The organism is Streptomyces sp. NPDC050509 (assembly GCF_044457965.1).
Classification (GTDB): domain Bacteria; phylum Actinomycetota; class Actinomycetes; order Streptomycetales; family Streptomycetaceae; genus Streptomyces.
In genome coordinates, this window is record NZ_JBITHL010000010.1 from 1 (window position 1) to 22,800 (window position 22,800).

At 72.9% G+C, this 22,800-nt stretch carries 20 protein-coding genes; 8 read left to right on the forward strand and 12 right to left on the reverse strand.

Annotation, left to right across the window (positions count from 1 at the left end; all coding sequences use genetic code 11):
- Positions 1-523: 523 nt before the first annotated feature.
- The gene (gene trpS, locus ACIBJC_RS27300; protein WP_399296835.1) at positions 524-1,522 is read left to right on the forward strand and encodes a tryptophan--tRNA ligase; all 999 of its coding nucleotides are present in this window, start codon (positions 524-526) and stop codon (positions 1,520-1,522) included.
- A gap of 33 nt (positions 1,523-1,555) precedes the next feature.
- Here trpS and proC read toward each other — a convergent pair whose 3' ends face one another.
- From proC to ACIBJC_RS27330, 6 genes are all read right to left on the reverse strand, one after another.
- Positions 1,556-2,365: a pyrroline-5-carboxylate reductase gene (gene proC / locus ACIBJC_RS27305; RefSeq protein WP_399296836.1), complete on the reverse strand. Its 810-nt coding sequence runs from the start codon at positions 2,363-2,365 to the stop codon at positions 1,556-1,558.
- A 100-nt stretch (positions 2,366-2,465) separates the two neighbouring features.
- A complete protein-coding gene (locus tag ACIBJC_RS27310; protein ID WP_399296837.1) occupies positions 2,466-3,278 on the reverse strand; it encodes an ABC transporter permease in 813 nt (270 codons plus the stop codon).
- Positions 3,275-4,048, reverse strand: coding sequence for an ABC transporter ATP-binding protein (locus ACIBJC_RS27315; protein WP_399296839.1), 774 nt, complete (start codon positions 4,046-4,048; stop codon positions 3,275-3,277). Before ACIBJC_RS27315 ends, ACIBJC_RS27310 begins: the two co-directional genes overlap by 4 nt.
- A gap of 144 nt (positions 4,049-4,192) precedes the next feature.
- On the reverse strand, positions 4,193-4,999 hold the full coding sequence (locus ACIBJC_RS27320) for a class I SAM-dependent methyltransferase (RefSeq protein ID WP_399296841.1): 807 nt from the start codon (positions 4,997-4,999) through the stop codon (positions 4,193-4,195).
- Between the two features lie 33 nt (positions 5,000-5,032).
- Complete coding sequence (locus tag ACIBJC_RS27325) at positions 5,033-5,503, reverse strand: hypothetical protein (RefSeq protein ID WP_399297313.1); 471 nt, start codon at positions 5,501-5,503, stop codon at positions 5,033-5,035.
- A gap of 318 nt (positions 5,504-5,821) precedes the next feature.
- The gene (locus tag ACIBJC_RS27330; RefSeq protein ID WP_399296843.1) at positions 5,822-6,136 is read right to left on the reverse strand and encodes a peptidase; all 315 of its coding nucleotides are present in this window, start codon (positions 6,134-6,136) and stop codon (positions 5,822-5,824) included.
- A gap of 126 nt (positions 6,137-6,262) precedes the next feature.
- On the opposite strand from ACIBJC_RS27330, the gene ACIBJC_RS27335 reads away from it, so the two are divergent.
- A complete protein-coding gene (locus tag ACIBJC_RS27335; RefSeq protein WP_399296845.1) occupies positions 6,263-8,626 on the forward strand; it encodes a protein kinase in 2,364 nt (787 codons plus the stop codon).
- A gap of 43 nt (positions 8,627-8,669) precedes the next feature.
- Here ACIBJC_RS27335 and ilvD read toward each other — a convergent pair whose 3' ends face one another.
- The 4 genes from ilvD to ACIBJC_RS27355 form a co-directional block, all read right to left on the reverse strand.
- Positions 8,670-10,520: a dihydroxy-acid dehydratase gene (gene ilvD / locus ACIBJC_RS27340; RefSeq protein WP_399296847.1), complete on the reverse strand. Its 1,851-nt coding sequence runs from the start codon at positions 10,518-10,520 to the stop codon at positions 8,670-8,672.
- Between the two features lie 136 nt (positions 10,521-10,656).
- Positions 10,657-11,274, reverse strand: a complete 618-nt coding sequence (locus tag ACIBJC_RS27345; RefSeq protein WP_399296849.1) for a TetR family transcriptional regulator — start codon at positions 11,272-11,274, stop codon at positions 10,657-10,659.
- A complete protein-coding gene (locus tag ACIBJC_RS27350; RefSeq protein ID WP_399297315.1) occupies positions 11,271-12,266 on the reverse strand; it encodes a sugar phosphate isomerase/epimerase family protein in 996 nt (331 codons plus the stop codon). The genes ACIBJC_RS27345 and ACIBJC_RS27350 overlap by 4 nt, the downstream gene beginning before the upstream one ends.
- A 118-nt stretch (positions 12,267-12,384) precedes the next feature.
- Entirely contained in the window at positions 12,385-13,314 is a 930-nt protein-coding gene (locus ACIBJC_RS27355) for a Ppx/GppA family phosphatase (protein WP_399296851.1), read from the reverse strand.
- A gap of 39 nt (positions 13,315-13,353) precedes the next feature.
- Here ACIBJC_RS27355 and ACIBJC_RS27360 point away from each other — a divergent pair, with 39 nt between their 5' ends.
- A complete protein-coding gene (locus tag ACIBJC_RS27360; RefSeq protein WP_399296853.1) occupies positions 13,354-14,220 on the forward strand; it encodes a hypothetical protein in 867 nt (288 codons plus the stop codon).
- 25 nt (positions 14,221-14,245) lie between these two features.
- Here ACIBJC_RS27360 and ACIBJC_RS27365 read toward each other — a convergent pair whose 3' ends face one another.
- Entirely contained in the window at positions 14,246-16,153 is a 1,908-nt protein-coding gene (locus ACIBJC_RS27365) for a hypothetical protein (RefSeq protein ID WP_399296855.1), read from the reverse strand.
- A 220-nt stretch (positions 16,154-16,373) separates the two neighbouring features.
- Here ACIBJC_RS27365 and radA point away from each other — a divergent pair, with 220 nt between their 5' ends.
- The gene (gene radA, locus ACIBJC_RS27370) at positions 16,374-17,780 is read left to right on the forward strand and encodes a DNA repair protein RadA (RefSeq protein WP_399296857.1); all 1,407 of its coding nucleotides are present in this window, start codon (positions 16,374-16,376) and stop codon (positions 17,778-17,780) included.
- A 44-nt stretch (positions 17,781-17,824) separates the two neighbouring features.
- Positions 17,825-18,949, forward strand: coding sequence for a DNA integrity scanning diadenylate cyclase DisA (disA, locus tag ACIBJC_RS27375; protein WP_329822168.1), 1,125 nt, complete (start codon positions 17,825-17,827; stop codon positions 18,947-18,949).
- Positions 18,950-19,055: 106 nt separating this feature from the next.
- Here the strand turns inward: disA and ACIBJC_RS27380 are convergent, their stop codons facing one another.
- The gene (locus ACIBJC_RS27380) at positions 19,056-19,952 is read right to left on the reverse strand and encodes a hypothetical protein (RefSeq protein WP_399296860.1); all 897 of its coding nucleotides are present in this window, start codon (positions 19,950-19,952) and stop codon (positions 19,056-19,058) included.
- A 169-nt stretch (positions 19,953-20,121) separates the two neighbouring features.
- Between ACIBJC_RS27380 and ACIBJC_RS27385 the strand changes: the two genes are divergently transcribed.
- The 3 genes from ACIBJC_RS27385 to ACIBJC_RS27395 all read left to right on the forward strand — a co-directional run bounded on the left by ACIBJC_RS27385 (position 20,122) and on the right by ACIBJC_RS27395 (position 22,701).
- A complete protein-coding gene (locus ACIBJC_RS27385) occupies positions 20,122-20,772 on the forward strand; it encodes a phosphatase PAP2 family protein (protein ID WP_399296862.1) in 651 nt (216 codons plus the stop codon).
- A 171-nt stretch (positions 20,773-20,943) separates the two neighbouring features.
- Positions 20,944-21,909, forward strand: a complete 966-nt coding sequence (locus ACIBJC_RS27390; protein ID WP_399296864.1) for an A/G-specific adenine glycosylase — start codon at positions 20,944-20,946, stop codon at positions 21,907-21,909.
- 192 nt (positions 21,910-22,101) lie between these two features.
- On the forward strand, positions 22,102-22,701 hold the full coding sequence (locus ACIBJC_RS27395) for a SigE family RNA polymerase sigma factor (protein WP_399296865.1): 600 nt from the start codon (positions 22,102-22,104) through the stop codon (positions 22,699-22,701).
- Positions 22,702-22,800: the final 99 nt, after the last annotated feature.

Consider the following 22,800-nt stretch of genomic DNA (forward strand, 5'->3'; position numbering starts at 1 on the left):
TTTCCCTTTCCGGCGGTTCCGACTCTATCAGATCCTTTCGGGCCTGATTCCCAGTCAGCGGGGCTTGTCCTCCCGGCCCTGCGGCCGTTCCGACGAGTGAGACTTTAGCGGAATCCTGGGCTCCGACGCTAATCGGGGCTTCGGTGCCGGCGTCCGGGTTCGAACGTCGATTCCTCATTCGCATAGGCGCACGCAAAACAATGCGACACGAAGTCGCTCGCTTCTCGTAGGTCCTGCGAAATGACTGTCCGGGGACCGGCACTCGACCGGTGCTCACGTCGGACAGCTCGGAGAACATTACGGTTCCGTGTGCGGCGTGTCAACTTGAGGGGTCCGGCGCTGCTCTGCCGCTAGGCTTCGCGGCATGACAACGCATGCGTGCATCCTTCAGTGGTGGGCCGCCTGACGGCGGCCGCCTCACACGTATGCGATCAACGGCCGCCGCTTCGGCGGCCGTTCGCGTTTCCCCAGCTCGGGGGCGAGCCGCAGGTGGCGGCGGCTCCGACCGAGAGGGTGATGAGAGATGACGCGGATCTTCAGCGGGGTCAAGCCGACCGGACATCTGACGCTGGGCAACTACCTCGGAGCCGTGCGCCGGTGGGTCGAGGTCGATCAGCACCGGGCCGACGGGCTCTTCAGTGTCGTGGATCTGCACGCGCTGACAGTCGAGCACGATCCGGCCCGGGTGCGCCGGCTCAGTCGGCAGGCCGCGACGCTGCTGCTCGCGGCCGGACTCGACCCCGCGCTCTGCACCGTGTTCGTCCAGAGCCATGTGGACGAGCACACGCGGCTCTCGTATCTGCTGGAGTGCACGGCCACCGACGGGGAGCTGCGGCGCATGATCCAGTACAAGGAGAAGAGCGTGCGGGCCCTGGCATCCGGGGAGAGTGTGCGGTTCTCCCTGCTGTCGTATCCGGTGCTGATGGCGGCGGACATCCTGGCCTATCGCACGGACGAGGTTCCGGTCGGTGAGGACCAGACCCAGCATGTGGAGCTGACCCGGGATCTCGCCGTGCGGTTCAACCAGCGGTACGGGCACACCTTCTCCGTGCCGAAGGCCACCCGGCCGCCCGTGGCCGCGCGGGTCATGGATCTTCAGGACCCGGCCTCGAAGATGGGGAAGTCCCATGATGCGACCGCCGGGATCGTCTATCTGCTGGACGACGCCGATGTGGTGCGGAAGAAGATCATGCGCGCGGTGACGGACAGCGGGCAGGAGGTCGCGTACGACCGGGAGAACACACCGGGCGTGGCCAATCTGCTGGAGATCCTGGCCGGGTGCGTGGGCAGGGATCCGGCCGCGCTGGCCGAGGCGTACACGTCGTACGGGGAGTTGAAGCGGGCCACCGCCGAGGCCGTGATCGAGCTGCTGCGGCCGGTGCGGGAGCGGCACGCGGTGCTGGCCGCGGACCCCGGTCAGGTGGACGCCGTACTGAAGGAGGGGGCCTCGCGGGCCAGGGGGATGGCACGGCCCGTGGTCGACGCCGCGTACCGGGCGGCCGGGTTGCTGCCCGCCGGTTGAGCCCTGTCCGGGACCCGGCCCCCGGATGTGACCTCAGCCGTTGCCCGAGGCCAGGGCGCGGCTGCGGTCGCGGGCCGCTTCCAGTGCCGCGATGAGGGCCGCCCGTACCCCGTGGTTCTCCAGCTCCCGGATGGCGCTGATGGTGGTCCCGGCCGGGGAGGTCACGGCCTCGCGGAGCTTCACCGGGTGCTCGCCGCTGTCCCGCAGCATGACGGCGGCGCCGATGGCGGCCTGGACGATCAGGTCGTGGGCCTGGGAGCGGGGCAGGCCGAGGAGGATGCCCGCGTCGGTCATGGCCTCGACCAGGTAGTAGAAGTACGCCGGGCCGGAGCCGGAGAGCGCGGTGCAGGCGTCCTGCTGGGACTCGGGGACGCGCAGGGTCTTGCCGACGCCGCCGAAGATCTCCTCGGCGTGGGTGAGGTGTGCGGGGAGGGCGTGGCTGCCGCCCGAGATGACGGACATGCCCTCGTCCACCAGGACGGGCGTGTTGGGCATGACGCGTACGACGGGGGTGCCCGGGGCGAGGCGTTCCTCGATGAAGGCCGTGGGGATACCGGCGGCGGCGCTGATGATCAGGCGGTCGGCGGTGAGGTGGGGGGTGAGTTCGTCGAGGAGGGTGCCCATGTCCTGGGGCTTGACCGCCAGGATGAGGATGTCGGCGCGCTTGGCGGCTTCGGCGTTGGTGACGGGCTCGACGCCGTACCGGTCGCGCAGCTTCTCGGCGCGTTCCGGGCGGCGTGTGGTGACCAGCAGATCCGTTGCCCGCCAGCCGGCCCGGATCATGCCGCTGAGCAGGGCCTCGCCGATCTTTCCTGTGCCGAGGACTGCGACGGTCTGGGGCATTGCGGGTCACCTCGCCGTAGGGGACGGTCTTGGCTTCCATCGTCGCACCGGAGGCGGGCAGCGCGCGTGAGGTGTCCGAGGAGCGGTCGGGGCGTAGGGGTCAGGTCGTACGGCGGCGGAGGGTGGCGGCGCCCAGGCCGAGGACAAGGAGGGCGCAGCCCGCGACGATCGCCGCGTCGCGGACGAAGTCGCCGGTGATGTCGGGGTGGCGCAGGACCTGGTTCATGCCGTCGACGGCGTACGACATGGGCAGGACGTCGGAGACGGCCTCCAGGACGGGGTGCATGGCGGTCCGGGGTGCGAACAGTCCGCAGAGGAGGAGCTGCGGAAAGATCACCGCGGGCATGAACTGCACGGCCTGGAACTCGGAGGACGCGAACGCCGAGACGAAGAGGCCGAGGGCCGTGCCGAGCAGGGCGTCGAGGAGCGCGACGAGGAGGAGCAGCCAGGCCGAGCCGACGACGTCCAGGCCGAGGACCCCCACCGCGAGGCCGGTGGCCAGTACGGACTGGACGACGGCGACGAGGCCGAAGGCGAGGGCGTAGCCGGCGATCAGGTCGCCCTTGCCCAGGGTCATCGCGAGAAGGCGTTCCAGGGTGCCCGAGGTGCGTTCGCGGAGGGTGGCGATGGAGGTCACCAGGAACATCGTGATCAGCGGGAAGATGCCGAGCAGCGAGGCGCCGATGGAGTCGAAGGTGCGGGGGCTGCCGTCGAAGACGTAGCGGAGCAGGACGAGCATCGCGCACGGGACGAGGATCATCAGCCCGATCGAGCGCGGGTCGTGGCGGAGCTGGCGCAGTACGCGGGCGGCGGTGGCCAGGGTGCGGGCGACGGTGGCTGTGGTGGCGGTCGTGTCGGCGGCGGCCGTGTTGGCGGCGGTTGTGTCGGTGGTGGTCGTATCGGCGGTGGTCATCGGGGGTTTCCCTGGAGTGTGTCGGCCTCGTCGACCAGGTGGAGGAAGGCCGCTTCGACGGTCTCGGTGTGCGTACGGGTGCGCAGGGCTTCCGGGGTGTCCTCGGCGAGGACTTCGCCGTCGCGCATGAGGAGGAGCCGGTGGCAGCGTTCGGCCTCGTCCATGACGTGGGAGGAGACGAGGATCGTCGCGGCGCGGTCGGTGGCGATGCGGTGGAAGAGGGTCCACAGGTCGCGGCGGAGTACGGGGTCGAGGCCGACGGTCGGCTCGTCGAGGACGAGGAGTTCCGGTGTGCCGAGCAGGGCGACGGCGAGGGAGACCCGGCTGCGCTGGCCGCCGGAGAGGCGTCCGGCCAGGGAGTCGGCGTGGGAGGCGAGGTCGACGTCGGTGATCGCGCGGGCGACGGCTTCCTTGCGTGCGGTACGGCGTGTGCGGCCCGGGTCGAGGACGGCGGCGAAGTAGTCGAGGTTCTGGCGGACCGTGAGGTCGTCGTAGACGGAGGGCGCCTGGGTGACGTATCCGATACGGGCGCGCAGCGCGGCGTCGCCGGCGGGGCGGCCGAGGACGTCGAGGACGCCGGTGACCTGGGCCTGGGTGCCGACGACGGCGCGCATCAGGGTGGACTTGCCGCAGCCGGAGGGGCCGAGGAATCCGGTGATCCTGCCGGGCGGTACGGAGAAGTCGAGGCCGCGCAGGACGGCGCGGTCGCCTCGGTGGACGGTGAGGCCGCGGGCGTGCACGGCGGCAGCACCTTCGGACAAATTCATCATGTGATGAATAATGGGCCCGGCCGACGGGCTCGTCAAGCGTTCGGGCGGGCGGACGGCTCAGGTCGTTCGGGCGGGCGGGCGAGCGGGCGGGCGGACGGACGGCTCAGGTTTCGGCGACCGGCGTCGAGGGTCAGGCGCCGGGGGTCAGGCGCGGCGCGTGACCGTCAGCTCCACGACGTACGCCTCCTCGACGGTCCCGTCGGGGAAGAGCCCGAGCAGTTCCGCGCGCTCGGCCGCGAGGAAGGCGGCCGTCGCCTCTTCCCCGCGCATCCGGAAGATGGAGTGGCTGCCGAGGTGGGCGAGGTGCGTGTCGAGCGGGACGCGGCGGGTCCACGGCACCCGGCGCTCGGCCGGGCGCAGCTCCGCGGGCAGTTCCCCGCCCCGGCCGGAGACGCTGTGCGCACCGTGGGCGCCGTCGTCGGCCCAGCGGCGGATCCGCAGATCCTGGTCGGCGATCCAGGGGATGTCGGCGTCGGCGACGTTCCACCACAGGGCGAGCGCGCCACCGGGCCTGAGCACCCGCAGGGCCTCGGGCAGGGAGCGGGCCGGATCGGTCCAGTGCCAGGCCTGGGCGTACGTGATCAGGTCGGCGCAGCCGTCGGCGAGGGGCAGGGCGTCGCCGAGGCCGCGCAGGAGGGGGACGGCGGGCTGGGTACGGTGCAGCCGCTCCGCCATGCCGGGGCCCGGCTCGACGGCGGTGACCCGGGCGCCGCGTGCGCGCAGCAGGCGGGTGGCGATCCCCGTCCCCGCGCCCACGTCGATGACGCGGGCGCCCTGGAGCGGGCGGCCGGCCAGTTCCTCGATCGCGTCGAAGAGGGCCGGCGGGTAGCCGGGGCGCGCCTCGTCGTACTGGTCGGCGACGGCGTCGAAGGAGAGGGCGCGCGAGGTGGGGCCAGGGGTGGGGCGAGAAGTGGGGCGAGGCGTCGGGCGGGGAGCCGTGGCAGGAGTCATGTGCCCATCGTGGCGCCCGCCATGGAGGAAGGGCTATGCCCGCTTGGGCTTCCTGGCCCTGGACTTGGCGGCGGCCCGGGCGGCGGGGTTGCCCGCGCGGGCGGTGCGGCGGCGTTCGTACTGCGCGAGGGCCGTTGCGTACTCCTTGCGGCGCAGCCCCTCGCCCGGGGCTTCGGCCAGGGAGCGCAGGAAGTAGGCGATCAGGGCGCCCATGAAGCCGATCGCCTTGACGCTGCGCAGCGACTCCTCGTGGGCGGGGTCGGCCGGGCGGCGGGTGAAGCCGTCCCAGGTCCTGCGGAAGGCGATGGCGCTGCACACCGAGAACATCACGACGAGGAGCAGACCGACGAAGGAGCCCACCTTCGCGATCTCCAGGCCCTCGTAGGCGAAGCGGAGTACGAAGCAGGCGGCGACGGCGGTGGTGAGGGAGCCAGCGGCGACCGCGGCGCGGCGGGCCGCGTAGCCGCCGTCGCGGGCGAGCCAGGTCGTACCGAAGAACAGGATCGCCTCGGGCTCCGGGCCACCACGGCCACGTTCGCCGCCCGCCTTCCTGTCGGAGGCGGTGGCGGACGTGGCCGCGGGGGCCGCGGTGGCGGACGTGGCCGCGGAGGCGTCCTCGGGACGCTCGGCGTGCGGGGAGTGCTCGGGGTGCTCGCTCACGGAGCGATTATCCCCGGCGCGCGGGCGGGTCGGGCGCGGCACCCGGGCGCGGCACCTCAGGGCCGGTGCTCAGGGCCGACGTTCAAGCGCGGCACGTCAGGGCCGGTGCTCAGGGCCGGCGTTCAAGCGCGGCGCCTCAGGCCCGGTGCTCAGGCTCGTCGCTCAGGCGCAGTGCGGGGCGACGTAGCCGCTGCTTCCCGTGTAGACGTACGCGTCCGAGATGAACTGCCCGTTGGCGATGTTGTCCCAGAGCGTCGTCGTGCCGTACGGGCCCGTGATCCGCTCCCCCTCCTGCTGGCAGTTGATCGGCACGCTCGCGCCGTACGGGAGCACCTTGACGAGCGAGTAGTGGGTGCCGGGTCCGCTGCGGACGTTCACCCGGTAGTCCGGGTGGACCGCGTAGCGCTTGGCGGCCGGCGTCCCCACTTCCGCTTCCGCGGCTTCTCTCGCGGTGTTCTCAACCTCTTCGACGCTCATGCGGTCCTCCCCCGTTGACGGTGTGTGCTCTGCGCCGCGCAGGCTAGCAAGCCATGGCTTGATAGCACGCACCATCGACTAGGCTCCGTGCGTCGCGCTTGCGCACGAATACACGGGGGTGGGCAAATGCCACCACTGCGCAACACCGGGTCGGCCCCGGAAGCGGAGCATCCGGATTACGCCGGCCGCTACCTGCTCGAATCAGCCCTGGGCTCGGGCGGAATGGGCGAGGTCCATCTCGCCACCTCCGCCTCGGGGTTGCGGCTCGCCGTCAAGGTCATCCATGCGGGTCACGCCTCTGATCCCGAGTTCAGGGCCCGCTTCCAGCAGGAGGTCGCGGCGGCGCGCCGGGTGAGCGGGGCGTTCACCGCGCCCGTCGTGGACGCCGATCCGGAGGCCCCGCGGCCCTGGATGGCGACCCTGTTCATCGACGGGCCCACCCTCTCCGAGCGGGTGAAGCGGAACGGGCCGCTGGACGCCGAGGAGTTGACCAGGCTCGGGGCGGGACTCGCCGAGGGGCTGCGGGACATCCACCGCGCCGGGGTGGTGCACCGCGATCTCAAGCCCAGCAACGTCCTGTTGGCGTCCGACGGGCCCAAGGTCATCGACTTCGGCATCTCGCGCCCCACGGACAGCGATCTGCGGACGGAGACGGGCAAGCTGATCGGCACGCCGCCGTTCATGGCGCCCGAGCAGTTCCAGCGACCGCGCGAAGTCGGGCCCGCCGCCGATGTGTTCGCGATGGGCGCGGTCCTGGTGCACGCGGCGACCGGGCGCGGTCCTTTCGACTCGGACAGCCCGTACATCGTCGCGTACCAGGTCGTGCACGACGAGCCGGATCTGACGGGCGTACCGGATCGGCTCGTTCCGTTGATATCGCGGTGCCTGGCGAAGGACCCGGCGGAGCGGCCGACGCCGGACGAGGTGATGAGCGCGCTGCGGACGACGGATCCCGCGTCGGGCGCCGCGCCGGACGGGGGACGCCCGTCCACCCCGTACGACCTGCGCGGGCCGTACGGGGCGCGGGCGCTCGTACCGGTGCAGCGCGGGCCCGGTCCCCTGGAGACCGCGGGCCCGGGTTCGGGCTCCGTGCCCACGAACCACGCGGTGCCAACGAACCACGCGCGGGGCTCCGAGACCGTTCCGTCGGCGTCGTCCGACCGGCCATCCGTCCAACCGTCATCGGCGTCCGCGCGGTCGCCGCGCCGGGTGCGTACGGTGGCGGTCGCGCTGGCGCTGGTGGCTGTGGCCGGTGCGGGTTTCCTCGGCGCACGGGCCATGTACGACGCCACCCGGGCCACGGCGGAGGAGCCGCCGTCCCGGACGTTCCGGCCGTGGGACACCACGCTCGGCACCGGATCGGGCGGGTCGGACGGATCGGGCGGGTCCGGTGGCAATCAGGTGCCCGTGTGCGCCTCCGACGCCACGGCCGTCTACTGCGCCGGGCCCGGCGTCACGGCCGCGCGGCTCGACCCCGTCGACGGTCGTACGGAGTGGTCCGTGAAGGCCGCGAAGGGCGGGCGCGCCGCCGCGACAGACGAGGGCGCAGCGCCGGTGCTCTCCGGCGGACTCCTGCATGTCGTCGCGGGCGGCGCGGGCGATACGGGCGGCACGGGCGGCGGCGGGAAGCAACTGGCGGCGCTCGACCCGGCCTCGGGCGCCGAGCGCTGGGCCGTCGGCATCTCCTCGTACGCCACCGTCCGGCACAGCGGCGACACGGTGCTCCTCGTCTCGTACGACGGGCGGGTGCGCTCCCTCGACGGCGCGACCGGCGACGAACGCTGGACGAAGCGGCTCGGCGCGACCGGCACCGTCTGGACGGCGGCGAGCGGCACCGGCGACGCGCTGTTCGCCACGACGCCGTCGGCCGACGGCTCGGCGACCGATGTCCGTTCGATCGACCCGGCCACCGGAGCGGTGCGCTGGGAGAAGCGGCTGACGGGCACCCTGGCCCCGGCCGGAGCCTCGGACGACGCGCTGTTCCTGCTCGGAGGGGACGCGGACGGCTTCACCAGGGCGGTCGTACGGCTGGACGCGTCGAGCCGTACGGTACGGCGGGTCCCGCTGACCGCGCCGGTCGACCAGGCGCAGGCCACCGTCGTGGGCGACACCGTCTACGTCATCGGCTACACGGGCTCGCTGCTCGCCGTCGACACCGGTGCGGAGAGCGCGGGCGTCCGCTGGCGGCTGGAGACGTCGGTGACGCGCGCCTCGCGCCCCGCCGCCACCGGGGACCGGGTCTATCTGAGCGGGGGCGACGGCCGGCTGCTCGCCGTGGACGCCGGGCGCGGGAGGCTGCTGGGGCAGACGAAGCCGCGGATGGCCGACGGGCCCGACACGCTCGTCGCCACGCTGCCCGCGCCCGTCACGGCCCCCGGCCCCGGCTCCGGCTCCGGCTCCGGCAACGAGTCCGGGGCGACGACGGTCGTCGGGAGCGCGCCCGACGGATCCGTCTTCGCCGTCGCCGGGCGGGATCCCGCTTCCTGGTGACGGTCCGGGGCCCCGGGACCCGGGGCCCGGGTCCCGGAAGGGCTCAGCCGAGGCGGGAGATGTCCCGGACCGCGCCCTTGTCCGCGCTCGTCGCCATCGCGGCGTACGCGCGCAGCGCCTGGGAGACCTTGCGCTCGCGGCTCACCGGGGCGTACACGCCGTTCAGCGCCGCGCGGCGCTCCGCGAGTTCCGCGTCGCCGACCAGCAGCTCGATCGTGCGGTTCGGGATGTCGATACGGATCCGGTCGCCGTCGTTCACCAGCGCGATCGTGCCGCCCGAGGCCGCCTCCGGCGAGGCGTGGCCGATCGAGAGCCCCGACGTACCGCCGGAGAAGCGACCGTCCGTGACCAGCGCACAGGCCTTCCCGAGGCCGCGGCCCTTCAGGTACGACGTGGGGTACAGCATCTCCTGCATACCGGGGCCGCCCCGCGGTCCCTCGTACCGGATGACGATCACATCGCCCTCGGCGATCTCCTTGCGGAGGATCTTCTCGACGGCGTCCTCCTGCGATTCGCAGACGACGGCCGGGCCCTCGAAGGTCCAGATCGACTCGTCGACACCCGCCGTCTTCACGACGCAGCCGTCGACGGCCAGGTTGCCCTTCAGGACCGCCAGACCGCCGTCCTCGGAGTAGGCGTGGGCGACATCGCGGATGCAGCCGCCCGAGGCGTCCGTGTCGAGCGTGGCCCACCGCTCGGACTGCGAGAACGCCTCGGCGGAGCGGACGCAGCCGGGGGCCGCGTGCCACAGCTCGACGGCCTCCTCGGACGGCGAGCCGCCGCGCACGTCCCAGGTCTCCAGCCACTCCTTGATGCCGGGGGCGTGGACGGTGTGGACGTCCTCGTTGAGCAGACCGCCGCGGTACAGCTCACCCAGGATGGCGGGGATGCCGCCGGCCCGGTGGATGTCCTCCATGTAGTACGTGCCGCCCGGGGCGACGTTCGGCGCGACCTTGGCGAGGCAGGGGACGCGGCGCGAGACGGCGTCGATGTCGCTGAGGTCGTAGTCCAGCTCGGCCTCCTGGGCGGCGGCGAGCAGGTGCAGGATCGTGTTGGTGGAGCCGCCCATGGCGATGTCGAGCGCCATGGCGTTGTCGAAGGCCGCGCGGGTGGCGATGGCGCGCGGCAGGACCGACGCGTCGTCCTGCTCGTAGTGGCGCTTGGTGATCTCGACGACCGTGCGGCCCGCGTTCTCGTACAGCGCCCTGCGGGCGGTGTGCGTGGCGAGGACGGAGCCGTTGCCGGGGAGGGAGAGGCCCATGGCCTCGGTCAGGCAGTTCATCGAGTTGGCGGTGAACATGCCGGAACAGGAGCCGCAGGTCGGGCAGGCGTTCTCCTCGATACGGAGGATGTCCTCGTCCGAGATGGACTCGTTCACCGCGTCGGAGATCGCGTTGACCAGGTCGAGTTTTCGGACCGTACCGTCCACGAGGGTCGCCTTGCCGGCCTCCATGGGGCCGCCGGAGACGAAGACCGTCGGGATGTTGAGGCGCAGGGCGGCCATCAGCATGCCCGGGGTGATCTTGTCGCAGTTGGAGATGCAGATCAGCGCGTCCGCGCAGTGCGCCTCGACCATGTACTCGACGGAGTCGGCGATCAGGTCGCGGGACGGCAGGGAGTAGAGCATGCCGCCGTGGCCCATCGCGATGCCGTCGTCCACGGCGATCGTGTTGAACTCGCGCGGGACGGCGCCCGCGGCCTTGATGGCGTCCGAGACGATCCGGCCGACCGGTGCGAGGTGGGTGTGCCCGGGCACGAACTCGGTGAAGGAGTTGGCCACCGCGACGATCGGCTTGCCGATGTCCTCGCTCGCTACGCCCGATGCCCGCATAAGGGCGCGTGCGCCCGCCATGTTGCGGCCGTGGGTGACAGTGCGGGACCTCAGCTCGGGCATCGTCTCTCGCTCCTTCAGCGGATCTCAGCGGATCTCAGCAGATCTTCCGGCCGATTCCTTCGGCAGAAATGACTTCTTCGAGCGTACGCCCCGGATCCAAGACCTGGACAAGGTGTCCGGAATACGGGACGACTGTTCAGCTTTCGGTCAGATAGCGCTGGAGCGTGGGCGCGACCATCGTGATGATCTCCTCGATGTCCGCCGACGCCAGCGGCTCCGCCTTGATCACGTACCGCAGGAGCGCGATGCCGATCATGTGCGAGGCGGACAGCTCGGCGCGGAACTCCGGATCCGGTACGTCCAGCCCCTCCGCGACCTGGCCGAGCAGCCGGCGCAGCACGAACGTACGCAGCACCGCCGCCGCGGCGTCGTGCGTGAGCGCGGAGCGGATGACCGCGAGCAGCGGGGCCCTGGTCGCCGGGTTCTCCCAGACGGCGAAGAAGTTGCGGGCGAGCTGTTCCCCGATCGCGTCGGGGCTCCCGGCGAGCACCTTGGCGGGCACCGTCAGGGCCGGTTCGAAGGAGATCTCGACGGCGGACGCGAAGACCTCGTCCTTCGTCCCGAAGTAGTGGTGGACGAGCGCGGGGTCGACGCCCGCCGCCCTGGCGATACCGCGGACGGACGTCTTGTCGTACCCGCGCTCCGCGAACTCCGCGCGGGCCGCCCCCAGGATCTTCTGCCGGGCGCTGGGACCGGACTCCGCGTCCTTGCGGGCGGGGCGGCCCCGGCGGCGGGGGGTGGCGCCGGCGGTCATGACGGGCGCGCTCCGGACGAGCCCGAGGCGCCGGACGAGCCGGAGCTGCGGGGCCGACGGGGGGTGCGAGGGGTACGGGGCGTACGGGGCGCCCGTACCGTCGGCGAGGGCTGCGACCTGGTGGGGGCGGGGGACGCGGAGGCGGAGGTGTCGGACGTGGCCGAGGACTTGGCGGAGGTGGAGGCCGACGCCGAAACAGGCGGCGACGCGAGGTGCAGGCGCGCGAAGGCCAGCGCCTCCGCGAGGTCCGCCTCGCGCTCCGCCGCCGACATCGCGCGCCGGGTGTTGACCTCGATCACGACATGGCCGTCGAAGCCGCCGTCCGCGAGCCCCTCCAGCAGCTCGGCGCACGGCTGCGTACCGCGCCCCGGCACCAGGTGCTCGTCCTTCGCCGAGCCGTTGCCGTCCGCGAGGTGGACGTGGCCCAGCCGGTCGCCCATGCGGCCGGCCATGGCCATGGCGTCGCTGCGGGAGGTCGCGGTGTGCGAGAGATCGACGGTGAAGTGCCGGTAGTCGTCCTGGGTGACGTCCCAGCCGGGCGCGTACGCGGGCATCTCGCGGTCCCGGTAGCGCCACGGGTACATGTTCTCGACGGCGAACCGTACGTCCGTCTCGTCCGCCATCCGCCAGATACCGGTGACGAAGTCGCGCGCGTACTGGCGCTGCCAGCGGAACGGCGGATGCACGACGACCGTGGACGCGCCGAGCTTCTCGGCCGCCGCCCGCGCCCGCTGGAGCTTCACCCACGGGTCCGTCGACCAGACCCGCTGGGTGATCAGCAGACAGGGCGCGTGCACGGCGAGGATCGGGACGCCGTGGTAGTCGGAGAGCCGGCGCAGCGCCTCGATGTCCTGGCTGACGGGGTCCGTCCAGACCATGACCTCGACGCCGTCGTAGCCGAGGCGCGCGGCGATCTCGAAGGCCGTCGCCGTGGACTCCGGATAGACCGAGGCCGTCGACAGCGCGACCTTCGTATCCGGGATGCGCACCACTGGATCTGCCACGGGGACAGCGTACGGGCCACGGCGGGGCGACCGTCGGCCTGTCCCGCTACGCGGCCCCCACCCGGTCACGGCGCGAGCCGCCCGGGTCACGGTGCGCGCTGGTCGGTCAGGGTGCGAGCTGGTCGAGGCGGCGCAGGATCACGCCCTCGCGCAGCGCCCACGGGCAGACCTCCAGCGTCTCGACCCCGAACAGGTCCATCGCGCCCTCCGCGACCAGCGCGCCCGCCAGCAACTGCGCCGACCTGCCCTCGGAGACCCCGGGGAGTCCGGCGCGCTGGACGGCGTTCATCGTGGCCAGCTTCGGCACCCACTCCTCCAGGGCCGTACGACTCAGCTCGCGCTGCACGTACAGCCCCTCGCCGGACCTGGCAGCGCCCGCCAGCCGCGCGAGCTGCTTGAAGGTCTTGGACGTGGCCACCACGTGGTCCGGGCTGCCGAACCGGGCGAACTCCCCGACCGTACGGGCGATCCTGGCCCGTACATGGCGGCGCAGCGCCTTCACGTCGATCGGGTCCGGCGGGTCCCCGGGCAGCCAGCCCGCCGTGAGCCGGCCGGCGCCCAGGGGCAGGGAGACGGCCGCGTCCGGCTCCTCGTCGATCCCGTACGCGATCTCCAGGGAGCCGCCGCCGATGTCCAGCACGAGCAGCTTCCCGGCCGACCAGCCGAACCAGCGGCGGGCGGCGAGGAAGGTCAGCCTGGCCTCCTGGTCACCGGTGAGGACCTCAAGATCCACACCGGTCTCGCTCTTGACGCGCGACAGGACCTGTTCGGCGTTGACGGCCTCGCGTACGGCGGAGGTGGCGAACGGCAGGACGTCCTCGCAGCCCTTGTCCTCGGCCGCCTGGAGGGCGTCCGCGATCGTCGCCACCAGACGGTCGACCCCGTCGGGGCCGATCGCGCCGTCGGGGTCGAGCAGTTCGGCGAGGCGCAGCTCCGCCTTGTACGAATGCGCCGGCAGCGGGCGGGCACCGCGGTGGGCGTCGACCGCCAGCAGGTGCACGGTGTTCGAACCGACGTCCAGGACTCCGAGTCTCATGAGCGGAACGCTACTGCGAACGCCGCATACGCTGGGCATGTGCCAAAGACGAAAAAGGCGAAGCCGGGCAAAGCCAAGGGCCCGAAGAAGCAGGACCAGCAGCAGGGGACCCGGGGCAGCGCCCGGGCGGTCCCTGACGAGAAGGGGCTGGACTTCGCCCGTGCCTGGGTCGAGTTCCCGGACCCGGCCGACGACGAGCAGGTGTTCCGCTGCGATCTGACGTGGCTCACGTCACGGTGGAGCTGCATCTTCGGCAGCGGCTGCCAGGGCATCCAGGCGGGCCGCGCCGACGACGGCTGCTGCACGCTGGGCGCCCACTTCTCCGACGAGGACGACGAGGCGCGGGTCGCGGGGCATGTGGCGCGCCTCACGCCCGAGCTGTGGCAGTTCCACGAGGAGGGGACGGCCACGGGCTGGACGCAGACCGACGAGGACGGCGAGCGCCAGACGCGGCGCTGGGAGGGGTCCTGCATCTTCCAGAACCGTCCCGGCTTCGCGGCGGGCGCGGGGTGCTCGCTGCACATCCTGGCGCTGCGGGAGGGCCGTGAGCCGCTGGAGACGAAGCCGGACGTCTGCTGGCAGTTGCCGGTGCGGCGTACGTACGACTGGATCGACCGGCCCGACGACACGCGTGTGCTCCAGGTGTCGATCGGCGAGTACGACCGGCGCGGCTGGGGGTCGGGCGGCCACGATCTGCACTGGTGGTGCACGTCGGCGACCTCGGCGCACGGCGCGGGCGAGCCGGTGTACAAGACGTACAGGCCCGAGCTGACGGAACTGATGGGCAAAGAGGGCTACGACCAGTTGGTGGAGCTGTGCGAGCGGCGCGTGGCGAGCGAGCTTCCGCTGCTGGCCCCGCACCCGGCGGACCCGCCGGCTCCGGCGGAGCCTGAGACGAAGGCCTGAGACGAAGGCCTGACGCGGGCGCCGCTCAGCGGGGTACGGCGGACGGGCTGACCCCGGCCGCGCTGGAACCGGCGCTGGAACCGGGACTGGAAGTGGCGCTGGGGTCCGGATCGGGCGGATCCGGGTCGGGGGGCGACTGCGACGGGCCCCCGGGCCCGGGGGCGGAGGTCCCGGGCCCGCCGGTCGGAGCCGTGGAGCCCGGGGCCGAGGGGCCCGACGGGCTCGGGCCCGGCTCCGCGGGGCCCGCCCACGTCGGCCTGCCGGGCCCGGGGTGGCCCGGGTCCCCGGGGCGCGCGGTGTGGCCGGGCGGTCCGCCGTGGGCCGGGCGGCCGGGGAGCGGGGGCCTGGTGCCGTACCCGTGGATCCGTACGGCGGCGCCCGCCGGGTAGAGCGTGATCCGCGCGCTCCACGGGCCCGCCGGTTCGCGCGCGTGGTCCACGAGGGCGCGGACGGTGACGGACTCGCCGGGCGCGAGCGTGCCGTAGTGCCGGCTCAGGGTGATCCAGGGGGCCCGGGTCCCGGCCGTCCAGGAGACCCGCTCGCCGCCGGAGGCCCGCAGCGTGATCAGCGTCATGGCGCCGGCGGGGCGTGCCTCGACCGTGAGCCCGCCGGGGTCGGCGTGGCCCGCGCCGGGCGGCGGCGCGCCCGTACCGTCGCTGATGATCTCGACGGAGACGTCGGGGGCGCGGCTGCCCTCGGTGAAGCGGGCGCCGGGCCGGTTCTGGGCGCTGCCCGCGTTCTCGTAGTGCTCGTCGTACTCGTAGTGCTGGTACGGATCGTCGTACGGGTGCCCGTCCGGGGCGGGCGGGCCCGCGGTCTCGCCCGCGGTGACCGAGGCGCCGTCGCGGCCCTCGCCGGTCCCCGGCGCGCCGCGGTACGCCGCCCAGAGGGCGAGGACGGGCGCGGCGACGACGGTCGCGACCACGGTGGTCGTCACGGCGCGCGCCCGCAGCCGGTCGCGGCGGGCCGCGCGGTCCTTGGGGTCCATCGGGAAGCCGTTGCGGCCGAAGCGCGGGGCGGTGGCGCGGGCGCGGGGTGCCTGGGTCATGGCGGCGTACGCGGCGCCGCGCGGCGCCTCGACGAGCGGCAGCGGCGCCGAGCCGACGCCGTCCGACAGGTCCTCGGTGACGGACGGGGCGGGCGAGCCGGGCAGGGCGGGCGGTGTCGCACCCGAGCCGGGCCACGGCCCCGCGGCCTCGGCGCGCTCAGCGGCGCGGCGGCAGCGCGGGCAGTCGTCCACGTGGCGGACCAGTTCGCGGCGGAGAGCGGCAGAGAGCAGGACGTGATGGTCGCCGGTGAGCCTGGCGACGGAGGGGCAGTCGCCGGTGTCCACGACGGCGAGCGCGGCGCGGGTGCGCTCGACCTCGCAGGCGGCGGACGAGAGCAGTTCCCGGGTCGCGGAGAGTTCCTTGGAGAGTACGGCGGCCACGTCACGCGGGCCGAGCCGGTGCCGTACCACCAGTTCCAGGACCTCGCGCTGCTCCGGCGTCGTACCGGCGGCCTCGGGCCAGGCCAGCAGGGCGAGTTCGCGGCGGCGGCGTTCGGCGGTCTCCGGTGCGACTCCGGCGGAGGGCGGCGCGGGGTCGGGGTCCGGGGCGGGCTCGCGGTGGCCTGAATGCGCCCCCTGGCGGGTACGGCGCTGTTCGGTGAGCTTGCGCAGACAGGCCCAGCGGGCGAGGGCGTAGAGCCAGGCCTTGCGCTCCCCGGCGCCGGAGGGGCAACGGCCGTACTGCCGCTCGGAGATGGCCAGGACATCGCCGAGCACCTCGGTGGCCGCGTCGTGGTCGCAGAGCACGGAGAGGCAGTAGGTGAACAGGCCGTCCAGATACGGCTCGTACCGTGCCGGAGGGCGCTGCGCCACCGAACGGGGCGCACGACGGAGCGCGCGGTGTGCGCCGGTGGTGTGCGTGGAGGTTTCGGGGCTGCTGCTCATCACCCGGCGACCGTAGACAGGGCGGCCCGTACCCTTCACACCCCTTGAGCACATTTAATCCTTACGGGTGAAGCTATCCCTCAAAGGGGGACACGAATGTCGTGTTTCGATGGCTTCGAAGTGGTACAGGGGCCTCCCTCACCTGGCTTATGCCCTCCCGGAACGCCGGCGGTCCGGCAGGGTGGTCCCGGCTGTCGGTGGGCCCCTATACGGTGACGCCATGGCTGCCCGTGCGAAATCCAAGGACCGGCCGTCCTACCGCTGCACCGAGTGCGGCTGGACGACCGCCAAGTGGCTCGGCCGCTGCCCCGAGTGCCAGGCGTGGGGGACGGTCGAGGAGTACGGCGCGCCCGCGGTGCGGACGACGGCGGCCGGCCGGGTCTCCACGGCCGCGCTCCCCATCGGCCAGGTCGACATCCGTACGGCGAAGGCGCGCTCGACCGGTGTGCCCGAGCTGGACCGGGTGCTGGGCGGCGGGCTGGTGCCCGGGGCCGTGGTGCTGGTCGCGGGCGAGCCGGGCGTGGGGAAGTCCACGCTGCTGCTGGACGTCGCGGCGAAGGCGGCCGACGACGAGCACCGCACGCTCTACGTGACGGGCGAGGAGTCCACCAGCCAGGTCCGGCTGCGCGCCGACCGGATCAAGGCCATCAGCGACCATCTCTACCTCGCCGCCGAGACGGATCTCTCCGCCGTCCTCGGCCATCTCGACGCGGTCAAGCCGTCGCTGCTGATCATGGACTCCGTACAGACCGTCGCCTCGCCCGAGATCGACGGGGCGCCGGGCGGCATGGCGCAGGTCAGGGAGGTCGCGGGGGCGCTCATCCGGGCGTCGAAGGAGCGCGACATGGCCACCCTGCTGGTCGGCCATGTGACGAAGGACGGCGCGATCGCGGGCCCCCGGCTGCTCGAACACCTCGTGGACGTCGTGCTGTCCTTCGAGGGCGACCGGCACGCGCGGCTGCGGCTGGTCCGCGGCGTGAAGAACCGGTACGGCGCGACGGACGAGGTCGGCTGCTTCGAGCTGCACGACGAGGGGATCACCGGCCTCGCCGACCCGTCGGGGCTCTTCCTGACCCGGCGCGACGAGCCCGTCCCCGGCACCTGTCTCACCGTCACCCTCGAAGGGCGCCGGCCGCTCGTCGCCGAGGTGCAGGCGCTCACGGTGGACTCCCAGATCCCCTCGCCCCGGCGCACCACCTCGGGTCTGGAGACCTCCCGGGTCTCGATGATGCTGGCCGTTCTGGAGCAGCGCGGCCGGATCAGCGCGCTCGGCAAGCGCGACATCTACAGCGCGACCGTGGGCGGCGTGAAGCTCACGGAGCCCGCCGCGGACCTGGCGGTGGCCCTCGCGCTGGCCTCTGCGGCGAGCGACACCCCGCTGCCGAAGAACCTGGTCGCGATCGGCGAGGTCGGGCTCGCGGGCGAGGTCAGACGGGTCACAGGGGTCCAGCGCAGGCTGGCGGAGGCACACCGTCTGGGCTTCACCCAGGCGCTCGTTCCGACCGACCCGGGCAAGGTCCCGCCCGGTATGAAGGTGACGGAGGTGGCCGACATGGGCGACGCTCTGAGGGTGCTGCCGCGCCGAGGTCGGGCGGACGCCCCACGGGACGACAACGCTCGCCGGTAGACTTTGCCCTGGTCTCGCCCATCCGTACGAGCCGGAGGAGTGCAGTGGCAGCCAACGACCGGGCATCAGCACCCGGAAAGTCCGGCGCGGGCTCCGGCAACGAAGCGCTGATCCGCGCGTCCCTGAGCGCTGTCGCGCCGGGGATGGCGCTGCGCGACGGGCTGGAGCGCATCCTGCGCGGTAATACCGGCGGTCTCATCGTCCTGGGGATGGACAAGACCGTCGAGTCGATGTGTACGGGCGGGTTCGTGCTGGACGTGGAGTTCACCGCGACCCGGCTGCGCGAGCTGTGCAAGCTCGACGGCGCGCTCATCCTCGACAAGGACATCACCAAGATCCTCCGGGCGGGCGTGCAGCTCGTCCCGGAGTCCTCGATCCCCACCGAGGAGACGGGCACCCGGCACCGCACGGCGGACCGGGTCTCCAAGCAGTGCGGCTTCCCCGTGGTCTCCGTGTCGCAGTCGATGCGGCTGATCGCGCTGTACGTCAACGGGGAGCGCCGGGTCCTGGAGGAGTCGGCGGCGATCCTGTCGCGGGCGAACCAGGCGCTGGCGACCCTGGAGCGGTACAAGCTCCGTCTGGACGAGGTCGCGGGCACGCTCTCCGCCCTGGAGATCGAGGACCTGGTGACGGTCCGGGACGTGACGGCGGTGGCGCAGCGGCTGGAGATGGTGCGCCGGATCGCCACGGAGATCGCCGAGTACGTGGTCGAGCTGGGCACCGACGGCCGGCTTCTCTCGCTCCAGTTGGACGAGTTGATCGCGGGCGTGGAGCCGGAGCGGGACCTCGTGGCCCGCGACTACGTCCCGGAACCGACCGCGAAACGGGCCCGTACGGTCGACGAGGCGCTGGTCGAACTGGACGCGCTCACCCACCCGGAGCTGCTGGAACTGCCCATCGTGGCGCGGGCCCTGGGCTACAGCGGCTCACCGGAGACTCTCGACTCGGCGGTCTCGCCCCGCGGTTACCGGCTGCTGGCGAAGGTGCCGCGGCTTCCGGGCGCCATCATCGAGCGGCTGGTCGAGCACTTCGGCGGGCTCCAGAAGCTGCTGGCGGCGAGCGTGGACGACCTCCAGACGGTGGACGGCGTCGGCGAGGCCCGCGCACGGAGCGTCCGCGAGGGTCTGTCCCGCCTGGCGGAGTCGTCGATCCTGGAGCGGTACGTCTAGCCGTACAGCTCCAGCCCGTACGTGAACGCCCCGGCCGGGGAAGGGATCCCGGCCGGGGCGTTCACGTATGGGGTATCGGGTATCGGGTATCCGGTGCCCTCGCGGGTCAGTCCTTCTCCAGGCGGATCGACTGCTGCCCCTGCTTGACCGTCGCGCCCGGCGCCACGGCCTCCACCAGGTACGTTCCGGGGCCGACCGCGCCGGCCGGCGGGGTGGCGCACTGGGCGGCGCTGCGCCCGCGGTCCCACTCGACGGTACGGGTGACGGTGGAGTCCGCCGGTACCCGGAACAGCGCGCTGCCGGCCCGGGGGCAGTCCTTGGAGGACCAGACCTTGTCGTCGTCGGAGTCGGTGACGGTGAGCGCCACGGCCTTCGGCCCGAAGTCCGCCTTGCAGGTGGTCGCTGAGGTGTTCTTGGCGGCCAGCCGAAACACGGGCTTCTCGCCGGGCCCGTAGGCGACCTTCGTCGTGGAGAGGGTCAGCGTCAGGGAGCCCGGGGCGCAGTCCGGCAGCGCGGAGTCCCCTGGCACCTGCTGGCCCGAGGTGGTGGTGCCGGTGCCGGAGCCCGTACCGGCACCTGAGGAGCCGGACGAGCCGGCGGAACCGGCGGAGCCGCCGCCCGACGCGCCGTCGCCGCCACCCGAGCCCGCGCCGCCGCTGTCCCCGCCCGAGCCGGATCCGCCGGTGTCGCCGTTCTTGCCGCCGTCGGCGCCCGCGTCCGTACCGCTCGGGCCGCCGTCGTCCCCGCCTGCGCCGTCCGACTCGTCGCGACCGCCCGGCTGTTCGCTGATGGCGGGGCCCGAGCCGGAGGGCCCTGGGGTGATGGACGTCACGGGATTGGCGCCGTCGCCCTTGCCGTCGGCCTTCTTGCCGCCACCTCCGCCCGAGGTGACGACCCATACGACCAGCAGAGCGAGCAGCGCGATCAGCGTCGCCGCTACTGCCCTCCGTCGCCAGTAGATGGTGGAGGGAAGCGGCCCGACCGGATTGCGCAAAGATCCCACGGCGCAAACTGTACGAGAGATCCGGGCCAACTCCCGCCCCACATGCCGCCCGTGCACGCAAGTTTTACGGATCATCATCCCGGAGGGGCGAGTCGGGCGGCGTTCTTCGGCTGATACGTATTCAGATGGCGGTTGGGGGAACTCAGGATGGCCTCGGTACGTTCTCTCCATGAACAGCAGCGCCACCAGCGGCCTCTATCGCGATGTCGTCGACTTCGCCCACACCACCCCTTCCTGGTTCCAGTTCCTGGCGGAAATATGGACAGAAGCCGGACTGCTCTTGTTCGGGGTCCTCTTCGTCGTGATCTGGTGGCAGGCCAGACCGACCGGCTCGCGCGCCGTGGCTGTCGCGGTGCTCGCCCCGCTCGCGACCGCCTTCGCCTACGTGTGCAGCGAAGCGTCCAAGTCGGTGATCCAGGAGGACCGGCCCTGCCGGACCGTCGCGGGAGCCGTCTCCCTCATCCCCTGTCCGCCCGTGGGTGACTGGTCCTTCCCCAGCAACCACTCGACGATCGCCGGCGCCGCGGCGATCACCCTCGTGCTCGCACGCCCCGTACTCGCGTATCTGACGGTGCCGATGGCGCTGCTGATGGCGTTCTCGCGGGTCTTCGTCGGCGTCCACTACCCGCACGACGTGGCGGTGGGCCTGGTGGTGGGCGGTGTGGTGGCCACGATCGTCGTGCTGCTCGCGGCCCGTCCCGTACAGGCCCTGGTCGAGACGATGCGCGCCAGCAGGTCGGGCGCGGCGCTCTGGCTGGCGGGTCCCGGCGACGGCGCACCGGTCGTGGCGCGCGGACGCCACAGCGCCGGCCGGAGCTGAGCCCGACCGCGGAAGAAAACGGGGAAGAGGGAAAGGCGTACTTCCGGAGAGCGTGGTGCCGCCCCGGCGCGCGGGCGTTGGCCCGGGCGCGTGGTGCCCTCCGGCGTACTCCGGCGTACGCCTGCCTGCTGCACCGTCCTCGCGCCCGCACATGTCAGGATCGGTGGTGCCATGACTGCTACCTCCGCGCACTCGACGCCCCCGCGCCACCCGTCGCCCCCGTCGCACCCCGCCCCGGCGGCCGGGACCGGTCCGGCCGCCCCTCCCTCCGCCCTCCACACCCCCGTCATCGCGTGGTTCGAGACGCACGCCCGCGATCTGCCCTGGCGCCGCCCCGAGGCGGGCGCCTGGGGGGTGATGGTCAGCGAGTTCATGCTCCAGCAGACCCCGGTGAGCCGGGTCCTCCCGGTGTACGAGCAGTGGCTCGCCCGCTGGCCCCGCCCCGCCGACCTGGCCGCCGAGGCGCCCGGCGAGGCCGTACGCGCCTGGGGCCGGCTCGGCTACCCGCGCCGCGCGCTGCGGCTGCACGGAGCCGCGCTGGCGATAACGGAGCGGCACGGCGGTGACGTACCCCGCGAGCACGCGCAACTGCTCTCGCTGCCCGGCATCGGCGAGTACACGGCCGCCGCGGTCGCGTCGTTCGCGTACGGGCAGCGGCACGCCGTGCTCGACACGAACGTACGGCGCGTCCTGGCCCGCGCCGTGAACGGTGTCCAGTACCCGCCGAACGCGACCACCGCCGCCGAGCGCAAGCTCGCCCGTGCGCTGCTGCCCGAGGAAGCGGCGACGGCGGCGCGCTGGGCCGCCTCCTCCATGGAGCTGGGCGCGCTGATCTGCACGGCGAAGAACGAGGGGTGCGCGCGCTGCCCGATCGTCGCGCGGTGCGCCTGGCAGCTCGCCGGGAAGCCGGCCCACGAGGGCCCGGCCCGGCGCGGCCAGACCTACGCGGGCACGGACCGCCAGGTGCGCGGCAAGCTCCTCGCCGTCCTGCGGGAGGCGCTCACCCCCGTACCGCAGGCGGCGCTGGACGCGGTGTGGGACGAGCCGGTGCAGCGGGCGCGTGCCCTGGACGGGCTGGTCGCGGACGGACTGGTCGAGCCCCTGGAGAACGCCCTGTACCGGCTGCCGCAGAGCTGAGGCAGCTCGTACCGACCCGGGGCCCGACCCCGTTACCCCGATCGGACCGCCGTTACACAACCGATGGACAGCCGTGCGTCCGCCGACGGCTGTCCCGCACAGCCTCGTGACAAGTGCTCCGTAATTTCAGTGGCGTCAGGAAAGTGCCGTCAGGGAACGGCACGGATGATCACGGGGTCGGAGGCGGTTGGCATGGCGCAGGGTGAGGTGCTCGGATTCGAGGAGTACGTGCGGACCCGGCAGGAGGCACTTCTGCGGAGCGCCCGCCGCCTCGTACCCGATCCTGTCGACGCGCAGGATCTCCTCCAGACCGCGCTGGCCCGTACGTACGGCCGCTGGGACGGCATCGCCGACAAGTCCCTCGCCGACGCCTATCTCCGCCGCGTCATGATCAACACCCGTACGGAGTGGTGGCGCGCCCGCAAGCTCGAAGAGGTCCCCACCGAGCAGCTTCCCGACGCGAGCGTCGAGGACGGCAGCGAACAGCGGGCCGACCGCGCGCTGCTGATGGACATTCTCGGCGTTCTGGCTCCCAAGCAACGCAGCGTCGTCGTGCTGCGACACTGGGAGCAGATGAGCACGGAGGAGACGGCCGCGGCGCTCGGCATGTCGGCGGGTACGGTGAAGAGCACGCTGCACCGCGCGCTGGCGCGGCTCCGCGAGGAGCTGGAGAGCCGCGCGGCCGAGAGCCGGGACGCCAACGCGCCTCAGAAGCCGACGGTGGTCCGTCGTGACGCACGTGGCGGCCGGGGTGGCCGCCAGGAACGGGGGCGGGAGAGGTGCGCGGCCTGAGAGGCCCCGATCGGTCGGGGAGCAGATCGGCGGAGAGCGGACCGGCGGGCCAGGGACCGGCGGCGAACGGACCGCCAGGACAAGGACCGCCCGGGCAAG

Coding starts and splice junctions, on each gene's coding strand:
- trpS (WP_399296835.1), top strand. CDS start 524: ATGACGCGGATCTTCAGCGGGGTCAAGCCGACCGGACATCTGACGCTG.
- proC (WP_399296836.1), bottom strand. CDS start 2,365: ATGCCCCAGACCGTCGCAGTCCTCGGCACAGGAAAGATCGGCGAGGCC.
- ACIBJC_RS27310 (WP_399296837.1), bottom strand. CDS start 3,278: ATGACCACCGCCGATACGACCACCACCGACACAACCGCCGCCAACACG.
- ACIBJC_RS27315 (WP_399296839.1), bottom strand. CDS start 4,048: ATGATGAATTTGTCCGAAGGTGCTGCCGCCGTGCACGCCCGCGGCCTC.
- ACIBJC_RS27320 (WP_399296841.1), bottom strand. CDS start 4,999: ATGACTCCTGCCACGGCTCCCCGCCCGACGCCTCGCCCCACTTCTCGC.
- ACIBJC_RS27330 (WP_399296843.1), bottom strand. CDS start 6,136: ATGAGCGTCGAAGAGGTTGAGAACACCGCGAGAGAAGCCGCGGAAGCG.
- ACIBJC_RS27335 (WP_399296845.1), top strand. CDS start 6,263: ATGCCACCACTGCGCAACACCGGGTCGGCCCCGGAAGCGGAGCATCCG.
- ilvD (WP_399296847.1), bottom strand. CDS start 10,520: ATGCCCGAGCTGAGGTCCCGCACTGTCACCCACGGCCGCAACATGGCG.
- ACIBJC_RS27345 (WP_399296849.1), bottom strand. CDS start 11,274: ATGACCGCCGGCGCCACCCCCCGCCGCCGGGGCCGCCCCGCCCGCAAG.
- ACIBJC_RS27355 (WP_399296851.1), bottom strand. CDS start 13,314: ATGAGACTCGGAGTCCTGGACGTCGGTTCGAACACCGTGCACCTGCTG.
- ACIBJC_RS27365 (WP_399296855.1), bottom strand. CDS start 16,153: ATGAGCAGCAGCCCCGAAACCTCCACGCACACCACCGGCGCACACCGC.
- radA (WP_399296857.1), top strand. CDS start 16,374: ATGGCTGCCCGTGCGAAATCCAAGGACCGGCCGTCCTACCGCTGCACC.
- ACIBJC_RS27385 (WP_399296862.1), top strand. CDS start 20,122: ATGAACAGCAGCGCCACCAGCGGCCTCTATCGCGATGTCGTCGACTTC.
- ACIBJC_RS27390 (WP_399296864.1), top strand. CDS start 20,944: ATGACTGCTACCTCCGCGCACTCGACGCCCCCGCGCCACCCGTCGCCC.
- ACIBJC_RS27395 (WP_399296865.1), top strand. CDS start 22,102: ATGGCGCAGGGTGAGGTGCTCGGATTCGAGGAGTACGTGCGGACCCGG.